The organism is Streptomyces sp. NBC_00554 (assembly GCF_041431135.1).
Taxonomy (GTDB): Bacteria; Actinomycetota; Actinomycetes; order Streptomycetales; family Streptomycetaceae; genus Streptomyces.
Genome location: NZ_CP107799.1, coordinates 9,913,720 through 9,926,819, shown reverse-complemented (window position 1 = coordinate 9,926,819; position 13,100 = coordinate 9,913,720). Strand labels below are relative to the sequence as shown.

12 protein-coding genes and 1 pseudogene are annotated in these 13,100 nt (G+C 68.8%); 2 read left to right on the top strand and 11 right to left on the bottom strand.

Annotated elements, in window-relative coordinates; genetic code table 11:
- Positions 1-186: 186 nt before the first annotated feature.
- From OG266_RS44125 to OG266_RS44110, 4 genes are read right to left on the bottom strand one after another with little or no spacing between them, the layout of a single operon-like run.
- The gene (locus tag OG266_RS44125; RefSeq protein ID WP_371552520.1) at positions 187-1,917 is read right to left on the bottom strand and encodes a dipeptide ABC transporter ATP-binding protein; all 1,731 of its coding nucleotides are present in this window, start codon (positions 1,915-1,917) and stop codon (positions 187-189) included.
- Positions 1,917-2,813, bottom strand: coding sequence for an ABC transporter permease (locus OG266_RS44120; protein WP_371552518.1), 897 nt, complete (start codon positions 2,811-2,813; stop codon positions 1,917-1,919). Before OG266_RS44120 ends, OG266_RS44125 begins: the two co-directional genes overlap by 1 nt.
- Entirely contained in the window at positions 2,810-3,766 is a 957-nt protein-coding gene (locus tag OG266_RS44115) for an ABC transporter permease (protein WP_266470600.1), read from the bottom strand. The genes OG266_RS44120 and OG266_RS44115 overlap by 4 nt, the downstream gene beginning before the upstream one ends.
- Before the next feature lie 2 nt (positions 3,767-3,768).
- Positions 3,769-5,352, bottom strand: coding sequence for an ABC transporter substrate-binding protein (locus tag OG266_RS44110; protein WP_371552516.1), 1,584 nt, complete (start codon positions 5,350-5,352; stop codon positions 3,769-3,771).
- Positions 5,353-5,587: 235 nt separating this feature from the next.
- Between OG266_RS44110 and OG266_RS44105 the strand changes: the two genes are divergently transcribed.
- Positions 5,588-7,351: an ABC transporter ATP-binding protein gene (locus OG266_RS44105; RefSeq protein WP_371552514.1), complete on the top strand. Its 1,764-nt coding sequence runs from the start codon at positions 5,588-5,590 to the stop codon at positions 7,349-7,351.
- A gap of 89 nt (positions 7,352-7,440) precedes the next feature.
- Here the strand turns inward: OG266_RS44105 and OG266_RS44100 are convergent, their stop codons facing one another.
- Positions 7,441-7,923: a VOC family protein gene (locus OG266_RS44100; RefSeq protein ID WP_371552512.1), complete on the bottom strand. Its 483-nt coding sequence runs from the start codon at positions 7,921-7,923 to the stop codon at positions 7,441-7,443.
- Between the two features lie 182 nt (positions 7,924-8,105).
- Between OG266_RS44100 and OG266_RS44095 the strand changes: the two are divergent.
- Positions 8,106-8,399: pseudogene (locus tag OG266_RS44095) on the top strand (epoxide hydrolase N-terminal domain-containing protein); the annotation flags it as partial.
- 238 nt (positions 8,400-8,637) lie between these two features.
- Here OG266_RS44095 and OG266_RS44090 read toward each other — a convergent pair.
- From OG266_RS44090 to OG266_RS44065, 6 genes are all read right to left on the bottom strand, one after another.
- The gene (locus tag OG266_RS44090) at positions 8,638-9,444 is read right to left on the bottom strand and encodes a hypothetical protein (RefSeq protein ID WP_371552510.1); all 807 of its coding nucleotides are present in this window, start codon (positions 9,442-9,444) and stop codon (positions 8,638-8,640) included.
- A 133-nt stretch (positions 9,445-9,577) separates the two neighbouring features.
- Positions 9,578-10,966 (bottom strand): tyrosine-type recombinase/integrase, encoded by a 1,389-nt coding sequence (locus OG266_RS44085; RefSeq protein ID WP_371552508.1) that lies wholly within the window; start codon positions 10,964-10,966, stop codon positions 9,578-9,580.
- Complete coding sequence (locus OG266_RS44080; protein ID WP_371552506.1) at positions 10,963-11,166, bottom strand: helix-turn-helix transcriptional regulator; 204 nt, start codon at positions 11,164-11,166, stop codon at positions 10,963-10,965. Before OG266_RS44080 ends, OG266_RS44085 begins: the two co-directional genes overlap by 4 nt.
- Complete coding sequence (locus OG266_RS44075; RefSeq protein WP_371552504.1) at positions 11,156-12,526, bottom strand: replication initiator; 1,371 nt, start codon at positions 12,524-12,526, stop codon at positions 11,156-11,158. Before OG266_RS44075 ends, OG266_RS44080 begins: the two co-directional genes overlap by 11 nt.
- On the bottom strand, positions 12,523-12,774 hold the full coding sequence (locus OG266_RS44070; protein ID WP_371552502.1) for a hypothetical protein: 252 nt from the start codon (positions 12,772-12,774) through the stop codon (positions 12,523-12,525). The genes OG266_RS44075 and OG266_RS44070 overlap by 4 nt, the downstream gene beginning before the upstream one ends.
- 131 nt (positions 12,775-12,905) lie before the next feature.
- Positions 12,906-13,100: a hypothetical protein gene (locus tag OG266_RS44065; RefSeq protein WP_371552500.1), complete on the bottom strand. Its 195-nt coding sequence runs from the start codon at positions 13,098-13,100 to the stop codon at positions 12,906-12,908.

Here is a 13,100-nt window from a genome sequence, read left to right as displayed (position 1 = left end):
CGTTGCGAGAACCAAGCGCGCACGCCGTGCTGATCGAGAGCCAAGACAGCACATGCACCTCCAAGCTTTGCTGTACGAACCCGGGCTGGTTTCAACCCGGCTGGTGTTGATCGTGGAAGACCTGTCGGGTCGCTGACCCGCAGGCAGCGTGAGCCAGGAATCCCCCTGCTTCGGCTGGGGGAGGATTCAAGAAACTCCTTCGGTGCTGAGGTGGCCGGCCGGGCGCCAGCGGCGCACGCGGTGGCCGTGGCCGTGTTCGGTCCAGAGGTCGTCCGGTCCGGCCGCGTCGTCCTCCCAGTCGGCCGTCGAGTCGACGAACGGCAGGGCGTCCGGGTCGGGTTCAAGGGCCGCGGCCATCAGCTGGCGTGTGTAGGGGTGTCCGGGCGAGGCGAAGACCGCGTCCGTGGGCCCCTCCTCGACGACCACTCCGTGGCGCAGGACGACGACACGGTCGGCGATGCCCCGTACGACGGCCAGGTCGTGGCTGATGAACAGGCAGGCCAGCTCGCGTTCGCGGCGCAGGTCGTCGAGGAGCCTGAGGACATCGGCCTGGACGGAGACGTCCAGGGCGGTGGTGATCTCGTCGGCGATCAGGACGTCCGGTTCGCCCGCCAACGCCCTTGCGATGCCGATGCGTTGACGCTGGCCGCCGGAGAGCTGGGCGGGCAGCCGGTCGGCGAGAGCCGGGTCGAGGCGCACGTCGGCGATGAGCTGCCGGGCCCGAGCCGCCGCTTCCGTGCGCGACGGGGCGGTGCCGAAGAAGTGCAGCGGGCGCCGGACGGCGTCGCCCACCGACCGGCGCGGGTTCAGCGAGGTGTCCGCGTTCTGGAAGACGAGCTGGATCCTGCGCCGCAGGGACGGCGGCCGCTTCTGAGCGGGGCGGGCGAGGTCTCCCGACTCGTGGGTCATCGTGCCGCCGGAGGGGGTACGCAGTCCCGCGAGCGTCCATGCCAGCGTGGACTTGCCGCTGCCCGACTCCCCCACGAGCGCGAGGACTTCACCGCGCCGGACGTCGAAGGAGACGCCGTGCACGGCGCGGGTCGACCCGTAGTCGATGGTGACGTCGTGCGCGGACACCGCGACGGGTGCGTCGTCGGGCACCTGCGCCTTGGGCCGCACCTCCCGCTCTCCCGCCTCGCCGACGATCGCGAGTCCGGCGTCGTCGAGGCGCGGGACGCTCGCCAACAGTCGTCTGGTGTAGGGGTCTTGGGGCGTCGCGAAGAGCTGCCGGGTGGGCGCGGCCTCCACGACCCGGCCGGACTTCAGGACGGTCACCTCGTCGGCCATGTGCGCGACGACCCCGAGGTCGTGGCTCACCAGCACGGCCGCCAGGCCGAGTTCGTCGCGCAGGGCGCCGATCAGGTCGAGGACGCTGCGCTGGGTGACTACGTCGAGGCCGGTCGTCGGTTCGTCGAGGACGAGGACCTTGGGGCGGGCCGCGATGGCCATGGCGATGGCGACGCGCTGCTGCTGGCCGCCGGAGAGCTCGTGCGGGTAGCGGCGGGCGAGTTCGGCGGGGCGGGGCAGCCGGACCTGTTCGAGGAGGTCCACGACGGGCACCTCGCCGCCCGCCTCCGCGATCTGCCGGCCGATCCGCATGGAGGGGGTCAGCGCGTGGCCCGCGTTCTGGGCGATCATGGCGACGGTCCCGCCGCGCAGCCGCCTCAACTCCCGTGCGGGCAGGGCGAAGACGTCCTGCCCGTCGACGAGGACGGAGCCCGCGGTGATCCGGGATCCGTGCCGCAGATGGCCGAGGAGTGTGGCGGCGACGGTCGACTTACCGCTGCCCGACTCGCCCACGAGCGCCAGGGTCTGGCCGGCGCGCACGTCCAGCGACACCTCTCGTACGACGGGCACGTCCCGTCCGCCCGAACGGTAGGCCACGGAAAGGGACTTCACGGAGACGATCGAGGTCATCAGGACCCCTCCCTGATCCGGTCGACGCCCCACGCCTTGGACAGGCCGTCGGCCGCGAGGTTGAGTCCGACCACGAGCGTGGCCAGGGCGATGATCGGCGCGAGGCTCGCCATCGGGACGACGGTGATGGCGGTGCGGTTCTCGGCGACCATCAGACCCCAGTCGGGGGTCGGCGGATCGGCGCCGAAGCCGAGGAAGGACAGCGAGCTGATGAGCAGTACGACCCACGAGGCACGCATCGCGAACTCCACGCACACCACGTCCGTGATGTTCGGCAGGATCTCGCGCCGCAGGATCGACCAGGTCCCCTCGCCGCGGGCGCGGGCGGCGGTCACATAGTCGGCGGGCACCACGGCGAGCGCCGCGCCCCGCACCACCCGTACGACCTGCGGCACGTACACCACGGCGATCGCGAGGACGATGACCGCGGGGCCCGTCCCGAGCGCGGTGACGATGACGAGCAGCGCGAGGATCGACGGCACCGAGAGGACGGCGTCCAGGACCCGCCCCAGTATGTCGTCGAACCAGCCGCCGCGCAGCGCCGCCGCACACCCGACCACCGTGCCGAGCGCGACGGTAAGCAGTGTCGCGGCGACGGAGACGCCGAGCGCGTACCGGCCGCCGTACAGCACCCGGGCGAGGACGTCACGCCCGTACTGGTCCGTACCCGCCCAGTGTTCCCAGCTCGGGCCGAGCAGGGCGTGCGAGGCGTCGTTGGCGATGGGGTCGTAGGAGGTGAGGAGCGGGGCGAGGAGGGCGATCAGTACGTGTACGGCGACGATCGTGAGGCCGATGACGGCGGCGCGCGAGGAGCGCAGGGTGCGCCAGGCTCGGACGGCGCGCGCCTCGGCGGCAGGCGGCGGCGCGGCCACCGGGACGGTGTCGAGTGTGGTCATCGGGTCCTCCCTCGGGTGCGGAGCTTGGGGTTGAGGGCCATGGCGCCGAGGTCGGCGGCCAGGTTGCAGGCGACGTAGACCACGGCGCTGATGAGGGCGATGGCCTGGATGACGGGCAGGTCGCGGTTCTGGACCGAGGAGAGCATCAGCTTGCCGATCCCCGGGTAGTTGAAGACGTTCTCGACGACGGCGACTCCGCCCGCGAGCCAGGCGACGTTCAGCGCGATGACGTGCAGGGTCGGCAGAAGCGCGCTGGGCAGGGCGTGCCGGGTGACCACCCGCCAGCTCGACAGGCCCTTGAGCCGGGCCGTTGTCACGTACTCGCCGGCCATCACGTCGATGACGGACGTGCGAGCCATCCGCACGATGTACGCGGCCATGACGACGGCGAGGGAGAGCGCGGGAAGCCATACGGAGGGCAGGAGTTGACCGACACTCGCCTCCGGGCCGTACAGGACGACCGCGGGGAACCAGGGCAGCGCGACCGAGAAGCAGAGCACCAGTACGGTCGCGACCACGAACTCGGGGACGCTCATTCCGACCAGGCTGACCGTGGAGATCAGGTGGTCCGGCCAGCGGTCGCGGTACAGGCCCGCGAGGATGCCGAGGACGATCGAGCCGGTGACGGCGAACAGGACGGTGACCAGGGCGATCAGCGCGGAGTTGCCGAGGTACATGGAGACTTCGCCGCCGACCGCCTTCCCGGAGACGAGGGAGACTCCGAAGTCGCCGTGCAGCGCGCCGCGGACCCAGTCGACGTACCGCTCCCACGCGGGCTGGTCGAGCTTCAGCTTCTCGCGCAGGGCGGCCACGGCGTCCGGTGTCGCGTCCTTGCCGAGGATCTGGGTGGCGACATCGCCGGGCAGGGCCTGTACGGCGAGGAAGACGAGGACGGAGGAGAGGAACAGCGTGCCGACGGCGGCGGCCACCCTGCGGGCTATGAAGGAGAACATGGTCAGGCCCCCTTCAGGCCGATGCCGAGGTAGTCGAACTCGAAGCCGTGCTCGGCGTATCCGCGTACCTTCCGCGAGATGCCGACGAGCCGGTCGGCGAACATCGGGGTCATCGCCCCGCCCTTCTCGACGACGAAGGTCTGCGCCTCGCCGTACAGTTCGCGGCGCTTCGTGTCGTCCATCTCGCGGCGGGCGCGGTCCAGGAGCGCGTCGAAGTCCTTGTCGGACCAGGCGGTCTCGTTGTACGAGGAGCCGCTTCGGAAGACCTGGGTGAAGAGCTGGTCGACGGGTCTGCCGGTGTACCAGTAGGTCGCCATGAGCGGCTTCTTCATCCAGATCTGCGTGTAGTACGAGTCCGCCGCCGCCGTCTTGACCTTGATCCGGATGCCGGCCCGCTTGGCGGAGTCCTGATAGGCGAGGGCCATCGGCGTGAAGATCGGGTCGTACGAGGACGTGTAGAGGTCCATCGCCAGGCCCTCGTGCCCGGCCTGCTTCAGGAGGAACCGCGCCTTCTCCGGGTCGTGCTCGGGATGTGCGGCGATGTGGGCGGGGTCGCTGGGCGGCACGGGGTTGTCCCAGCCGGCGGTGCCCGCCCCCTGCAGGGCCACCTTCACCACGTGCTCGGGGTCGTAGGCGAGCTTCATCGCCTGCCGGACCCGTACGTCCGTGAAGGGCTTCTCGGTGGTGAGCATCGGCAGGACGTACCACTGGGCGTTCTTGACGCGCGCGATGGTGGCCCGGTCGGAGGCGGCGACCACACGGGCGGTCGCGAAGTCCAGGTTGGTCTGCGCGAGCAGGTCGACCTGGCCCGCAAGGAGGGCGTTCGAGCGGGCCGACATGTCGGCGACGGAGTAGAAGGCGATCGCGTCGAGGACGGGGCGGCCCTGCCAGTGGTCCTCGTACGCGGTGACGCGGCCGGGGCCCGCGGGGGCGAACGACTCCAGCTTGAAGGGACCGGTGCCGATGCCGGTGCGGCCGATCGAGCGGGCGCTGTTGTCCGGGACGACATAGCAGTTGTAGTGCGTGAGAAGGCTCGGGAACTCCGCGTTGGGGCTCTTCAGCGGGACGACGAGGGTGTGGTCGTCGGGGGTGCGGAGCGTGGCGGGGTCGATGAGCGGCTCGAGCACCGCCGCCTGGGGCGAGGCGGTCGCCTTGTCGAGGATGTGGCGCAGGGTGTACGCGGCGTCGGCCGAGGTGAGCTTGCGTCCGTCGTGGAAGGTGACGCCCTGGCGGATGCGAAAGGTCCAGGTGCTGGCCTTGGCGTCGGGCTCCCAGGACTCGGCGAGGTCGGGGGCGAGATCGCCGCTCGTGTCGACCCGGACGAGCCGGTTGTAGAGGGCGCCCAGGTATTCGTACGCGGACAGCGCGCTTGCCGGGTCGAGGGTCTCGGCGTCGGAGGCGGGCGGCCGGGCGATACGGAGGGTGCCACCGCGGTCGGGTTCGCCCGTCTGGGCGGCGGCGGGCAGAACGGGCGCGGCCGCGGCACCCGTACAGCCGGTGAGCAGCCAGGACGCGCCGAGCGCGGCGGTGCTCGCGGCCCCCGCGACGAGGACCGACCGCCGTCCCGGGTGGTGGATGTCGGACATGGACCGACCGTCCTTCTCGCTATTCGTTCAGCGGAACGATTGAGTGAAGTGCGTGAACGATAACGGGGCGACGGTTCCACGCCAACCCTCCGAGCGCTGGAATTAACCTCGGAAACCCACTCTTTACGCGACTCCCCGCCACGCCGGAGGCAGGCCGCCAGGCTGGTGTACTCCCGCGCGGGATGGGCAGGAAAGCGCTTGCCCGCTACTCCGCCACTGGGGAGGACCAACGCCGATGGCGTCGTCCGAAAGACCGCTCGACCATCGCTACCGGGGTGAGCACCCGATCCGCACGCTCGCCTATCTGTTCCGCACCGACCGGTGGCGGCTCGCCGCCGCGTTCGCCGTCTTCACGGTCAAGCACAGTCCACTCTGGCTGCTGCCTCTGATCACCGCGTCGATCATCGACACCGTCGTCCAGCACGGGCCGATCGGCCGCCTCTGGGTCAGCTCCGGGGCCCTGCTGCTCATCCTCGCGGTCAACCTCCCACTGCATCTCCTCTACGTCCGCCTCCTGTACGGCAGCGTGCGCCGCATGGGCACTGATCTGCGCTCCTCGCTGTGCACGCGGATGCAGCAACTGTCCATCGGCTACCACTCGCGGGTCAGCGCGGGCGTTCTGCAGGCCAAGGTCATCCGGGACGTGGAGACCGTCGAGCAGATGGTGCAGCAGACCGCCGAGAACGGGCTCGGCGCACTCACCGTGCTCACGGGCGGACTCGTCATCATCGCCATCCGCACACCCGAGTTCCTGCCCGTCTTCCTCTGCATCGTGCCCGTCGCGGCCCTCCTGGTGGCACGGTTGCGAACCCGACTGCGCAGCCACAACGAGAACTTCCGCCACGAGGTCGAGCACCTGTCCACGCGGGTGACCGAAATGACCCGGCTCATCTCGGTCACCCGGGCGCACGGTCTGGAGGGCAAGGCACTCCGGCGGATGGACGTCACGCTGGGGCAAGTGCTGCGCTCGGGGATGCGGCTCGACCTGCTCAACGGGCGGTTCGGCTCGTTGGCGTGGGTGTTCCTCAACATGGTCGGGATCCTGTTCCTCACCGGCGCCGCGCTGGTGTCGTACTACGGCTACTGGGGTGTCACACCCGGCGATGTCGTCATGCTCAGCGCCTTCCTGACCACGCTCACCAACTCCACGACGACACTCGCGGCTCTGGCGCCGGTCATCACCAAGGGCCTGGAGTCGGTACGTTCGATCGGCGAGGTGCTCCAGGCACCCGAGCTGGAGGACAACGAGGGCAAGGCGGAGGTGACCTCGCTGCGCGGTGCCGTCACCTTCGAGGAGGTGGGGCACGCGTACGACGAGAACAGGCCCGCCGTACGGGACTTCAGCCTGTCCGTCTCGCCCGGCGAGACCATCGCCCTGGTCGGCGCCTCGGGTGCAGGCAAGTCGACGGTGCTCAATCTCGTCATCGGCTTCATCCGTCCGACTTCGGGCCGACTGCTGCTCGACGGAACCGACATGAGCACCCTGGACCTGCGCACCTACCGGCGTTTCGTCTCCGTCGTACCGCAGGAGTCGATCCTCTTCGACGGCACGGTCCGGGAGAACGTCGCGTACGGCATGGACGACGCCGGGGACGCGGCGGTACGGGAGGCACTGCGCGACGCCAACGCGCTGGAGTTCGTGGACCGGCTGCCGCAAGGGCTCGACACCGTAGTGGGCGAGCACGGGGCGCGGCTCTCCGGAGGACAGCGGCAGCGACTCGCCATCGCGCGGGCGCTGATCCGCGATCCCCGGGTGCTCATCCTCGACGAGGCCACCTCCGCGCTGGACACCCGGTCGGAGGCTCTCGTCCAGCAGGCACTGGCCCGGCTGCTGCACGGCCGCACCACGTTCGTGGTGGCACACCGGCTGTCCACCATCCGTGGCGCGGACCGCATCGTCGTCATGGGCGACGGGGCGATCCAGGAGATCGGCGCGCACGAGGAGTTGCTGCGGCGGGGCGGGGCGTACACGGCTCTGCACAGCGGTCAGCTCGCCTGAGCCCCGTGTGGGGCGGCGGCGGGTCGGCCGCTGTGCGCCCGGGTGCCTGGGTCCCTGGGTCCTCGGGTCCCTGGGACCGAGCGGGTCCGCTACTCCCCCGCGTACGCCTTCTCCAGGGCGGCGATGTCCAGCTTGCCCATCTTGTACATGGCCTGGGTCGTGCGGACCGCCTTCTCCGGGTCCGGGTCACCGAGCATGTCGATGAGCTTCGCCGGGACGACCTGCCAGGAGAGGCCGAACTTGTCCTTGAGCCAGCCGCAGGGGCCGCCCTCACCGCCGCCCTCGGTGAGCTTGTCCCAGTAGAAGTCCACCTCGTCCTGGTCGTCGCAGTAGATCTGGAAGGAGATCGCCTCGTCGAAGGTGAACTGCGGACCGCCGTTCAGAGCGACGAACTTCTGGCCGTTGGCCACGAACTCGACAGCCATGGCGGAACCAGCGGGACCGGGCCCCGCCTCCGTGTAGCGCCCGATCCTGCCGAGCTCAGAGTCCTTGAAGATCGAGCAGTAGTGGTTCGCAGCCTCTTCGGCCTGACCGTCGAACCACAGACAGGTGGTGAATCCGTCGGCGGGCATGAGTACCTCCTCGGGCGGGGGAACGTCGTCATTACTGTCGACTGATCCTCACCCGGAAACTCATCGGGGGCGCGGGCAGGGGATTCGGCGTCGCGGCGGCGTCGTCCTCCTGTCCGGCGGACGGTCCGGCGCCCGGAGATCGCCTGGCGTGACCCCCGGCCCCGGAAATCGCATCCATGGACATGACCCCTTCGGATGCCGCACCCATTCAGCCATTCCGTGCCGGCTTCCCGGACGGCGATCTCGACGATCTGCACCAGCGCCTCGACCGCACGCGCCAGCCCAACGAACTGCCGGGCGTGGACTGGGCGCACGGAGTTCCGCGGGACTACCTCGAAGAGCTCGTACGGTACTGGCGGCACAGCTACGACTGACATACGGGGGAGGCGCGGCTGAACGAATGTCCGCAGTTCACCACCGAGATCGACGGAACTCCGGGTCGCTTCGCGCATATCCGGTCTCCGGAGCCGTGTGCGCAGGTTCGAATCCTGCCGGGGGCACCCTGTATGAGGTGCCCAGAGACCCCGCCATCAGCGCTTTAGCTGAGGACGGGGTCTTGGCGTTTGTGCAGGCGGATGCCGCGAAAAGCAGTCACATGACAGTGATCACGTAATGTCGACGTAATGATCTTGGGGGCCTTTCAGCAGCTCAGGCTGCGTTCGCGGAGAGCCTCGGGCTCGGCTGCATCCGCTCGCCGATGACGCGACATCGCGTTCACTCGGCGTCCAAGTGGATCCCTGCCAACTCGGGGACGGCCCCGAGGAAAGCCTCCATGTCCGACAGGCTGTCCAGGCGGCTCTCGTAGGCCTCGATCCGTCGTGCGAAGTCGTTCGCCAACGCGACAATCCGCGGCTGAATGTCAGCGTGGGAGGCGACTGTAATCGCGTCGTAGTAGCCGAGGTCACTGCCGATGGTCAGGTCGACGAAGACTTCCGCATCCCTGATGACCGAGGGCAGGCTCGGTCGGGCAGAGCCGGACAACGAGGAAATGAGATCCCTCTGACGAGCGGGGCCGGGAGCAACAGCGAAAAGCGTGATCTCTGAGGAAGCGTCCAGCACGACGGCATGCAGCAAACGAACAAGATCCCGGGGCGTTGAGAGGTCAAAGAGCCCGGCACGATGCGTGTCCTGCCAGGAATCTGGCCTGCGCCCGCCGGCAGTCGAGCGCCCAGGGACGAAGCCGTTATCACGTACCTCGTGAGGATCTTCTGATTCGATCTCGTACTCCCAGTCGACGAGTACCGGCTCACGGCCCAGAGACTGTGCGGCCTCCTCTCGGTAGTACGTCGGAATCGCGTATCGAGCCAGGCCCGCGGTCAGGCGCCAGGCCAGACCTACATAGACAGCCACCTCTTCCATGTTGTTGTTGTTCACCGCGTACTCAGTGAAGGGAGTTGGCTCGGGCGGCCAATCCTGGAACAGGCCCGGCCAGTTACGGGTCACGGCTGTCTGCGCGCCCGGAAGGTAGCGGTAGACATTGATGCCCCGCGTCTGCGAAGTCTGGAAGTGAAGTAGGCGCACAGCCGCAACTTAAGTCCTCCGCTTCCGGCCCATTACCCGAGTACTCGAAGCAAGCCGACCAGCCCAGCCCCAAAGCATGACGAAAGCCCCGGATCACTCCGGGGCTTTCGCGCGAGGGCCGTGTGGGCCGTATTCACTCTTCGGTCTTGCCCTCCTCCTGCAGGCCCTTCAGGATTCGGTCGTTCATCTCCTGCTCCTGGCCGTCGATGCACTTCGCGTAGATCTTCAGAAGGACGTCGACCGAGTGACCTGCACGAGCAGCCACCTCCGGCGCGGGTACACCGGAGTTCAGCCACTGCGAGACGCCCGCGTGCCGAAGGTCGTACGGCCGGAAGGCCAGGACCGACGAGACCTGTTCTGGCAGGAGCGCGAGCTCCCGCGTCTGCTTCCACACGCGCGAGTACGACGAAGCTGCCACGACGTTGCCCCGCTCGCTCGCGAACAGCCGACCGTCCTTCGCCGTGCCGAACTCCCAAAGGTGCTCGAGGAGGAGCTGCACCAACGGCGGCGGGATAGGCACGATGCGCACCTCGCCCTCAGCCCGCTGCTTCAAGCCCCGCCGGTCGTGCGCCTCACCGGAGTCGGTCCATGCCTTGCCCGCCGTCGGCCGGGTCTCCGCCAGTTCGATACGGCCCCAGCCCTTCTCTGGGAGCGTGCAGTCCGAGCGGCGCAGACCTAGCGCCTCACCTGGCCGCATGGCCGCGTAGTACAGGCACCCGAAGAACGCCCGCAGTCGTCGGCCGCTGGCCCGCTCGTAGCCGCCCACGTACGTCACCGCAGCCAGCAGCTCCCGCGCCTGCCGAGGGTTGACCGCGACCCGACGGTCGACCTCCTGGACAGCTCGCTTCCCCCGCTTGCGTCGCACTCGACCGAGGGGATTGGAAGGAAGCACCTCCAACTCCACAGCAAACTCAAGAGAGTTGAAGACGACTGCACGCCGCCGTCGATAGGTCTGCGTCGCCGCAGCCTTGCCGTCCAGCTTCCGGCTTAGGGTGTCGATCAGCTCATGAACCTGAGCAATCTCCTGCAACTCCGCCACCGGCAGCGACGCCTTTTCAATCCAGCGCACCGCCGATGCGATCTCCTCGGGCCGCTCGCGTTCCCTCCGAGGTGGAGACAACACGTACGAGCGCAGCGCCCGCCGCAGGACTGCGACGGTGGGTCGCCCGCGTCCCGGCTTGACCAGCGCCGGGAGAACCGTCGCCAACGAGTCAGTCATGCTGTCCCGCTGCTTCGCCGACGCCTCAGCCCAGCGGGCATCGATGTACTTGAGCGCCAGTTCCAGGAACGTCAGAGCCGCCTTGCCGCCGCGCAGCGAGTCCGGCAGACCGGTAACGGTGTCGAACGGTTCGCCCTTGTCTGCCGCCCTGAGCATTTTCGCGCGGAAGCGGTCGGCCAACGCCTTTGTCTTGTGCGACTCGTGGAAGGGTTGGCCGTCCACGGACCAGCGGACGAGATACGTCGGCTTCCTTGCGGAGCGGTTGATACTGAGCTTCCAGATGACGACCTTGTACGACTTCACGACGCGGCCCCCTCCGCCCGCTCCGACAACCAATCGTTGAGCACGTCACGGCGGACCCGTAACTCACCGTTCGGCAGCCGGATGCAGGCCGGCGCGATGCGCAACTCCCGCCAGCGGTAGAAGGTGCGCCGAGAAATGCCGCCCAGCTCTTCGAGTACCTGCCGCACCGTGAGCAGTTCGACCGCCTTCTCACGTGCCATGACGACCACCGCCCTCCCGCACGGAGGCAGCCAGGAGCGCCGCCTCCGGCGAGTAGCCGCGCCCGGCATAGCGCCACTGGCCGAGAGCGACGGTTGGCCGAGCGTCGATGCCGAGAGCTGTTCGTTGCTCCTCCGCGCGGTGTTCTGCAAGGGCCTGACGAAGTGCGGTCAGGGTGGTGGAGTAGCGCCGCGACTTGGTGGAGAAGTGCCCGCCGTAGCCGAGCATGTGCGCCCAACGCCGCAGGCCGAGGGGTTCGAAGTCAGGCAGGCAACCCAGCCACCAGCACGTACCGATCATGCGGAGCACGTGGGCACGTACGGGCAACATGACCAGGTCCCGCGCCCCGTGAATACGACCCTCCACCGCGCCGGCGGACTCGGCTCCTTTCGTCGCGCACTTGGCGATGTAACCGGCTACGGCCGCCGAGGTCAGCCGTTCCCCCGCTCCAAAGGCGGAGATAGGACGTACGTCGACCTGCTCGCCGAACCGCAGCGCACGCGCCCCGATGACCTCCCGGCCAGGGGCAGTGAGCCGGACCTTCCCGACTGCACGGCGTACAGCATCCGAGAGCAGAGCGGTCGTCGCCCAACCTGGTGGAGTCGAGTTCGGTCCCTCCGGTCCGTCGAGGCAGATGACGGCATGGAAGTGGACCAGCCCGCGCCGCTGATACTCGGCGACTTTCGCGTACGACAACCGAAGCGTCTCGGCGAACTCGCTTCGCGAGAGCCCGACTCTCCGGCCGATCTCACGGCAGAGTTCCAGAGCAAAGCGGTGCCAGAGTCGGCCTGAGTGTGCTTGCCAGAGGACGGCTCCGGCGTAGTCGTAGCGGCGAGGGCAGAGCGGTTCACCGAGCCGCGGGTCGTCGTCCGCGTGGCGTGAGTGGCACCCGGCCGGCGAGCCGTGCGAGCAGGAGTTCCCTGACTTACGGGGTCGGCAGGCTCGTACGCGACCGTCGCGCTCACGGCGGGTATGAACTGGGCCGAAGCCGGGAGCGGTGAGGGTGGCGAACACCCGAGGGTGCTCGCCGACCTTCTCTCCCACGTTCTTGCCGCCGATGAGTCCGGCACGGATCAGTTGGTACGTGTCGGCCTGATAAACGCGGGCGCAGGTCGGGCAGACCGTTGCCCTGCGGTTGCCGCAGGCGGTGAGCAGGCGACCGCCGTAGACGTCCGAGCTGTACGAGAACAGGGCCTCCCCGGTCGACGCGTCGATGACCGTCGCGTTGCCGACGAGGTGAATCGGGTTCGTGCAGCCGCCGAGGCGGACGATCTGGCGCCGCCAGGACGCGAACTCCGGTTCTGCGGCCCGGTCGATCAGTGCGCAGACGGCCTTCGGCAGGGTGGCAGGAGGCGAGGTCATTGACGACCACCGCCGCCGAAGGCCTGCGACATGACCGCGGAGATTGCTTGCGGTCGAGTCTTCGCGCTGAAGCGAAGTGTCGGGTCGGTGAGCCAGAGGGCGGCGGCGTGCGCCGGGCAGAGCCAGCGTTCGAAGCCGTCGAGGCCGACGAGAACGACTTGTTCCCGCCCGACACAGGTCGGCTGTTCCCTGGTCCTCAACTCGCATTCGGGCGGAGGGGATTTGCGCGGACGGTGCGCGGTGGACAAAGTGAGGGTGCTCCTTTCACTGCTCACGTGGCGGATGGAGTGGGTTCGTGACGGGGTCGGGTTTGGCGACTTCGCGCCCCGTCGGGAGCCCGTCGTACGGGCCTTGTTGAACTCGGGCCGTACGTGATGGGTCAGAAGCGGAGTTGTCCGAGGAAGGCGCCCACCCCTTCGAGGACCGTCGCCACGACGGGCGCGGCAGTCGTCCGGGCGAGCAGGAAGCCGAAGGCTCCGCAGAGCAGCAGGTCGGCCAGGCGCAGGTAGCGGATGCGCAGCAAGTACCAGATCAGCAGGCCGAGCAGCAGCACCGCCGAGACGGACACGAGCAC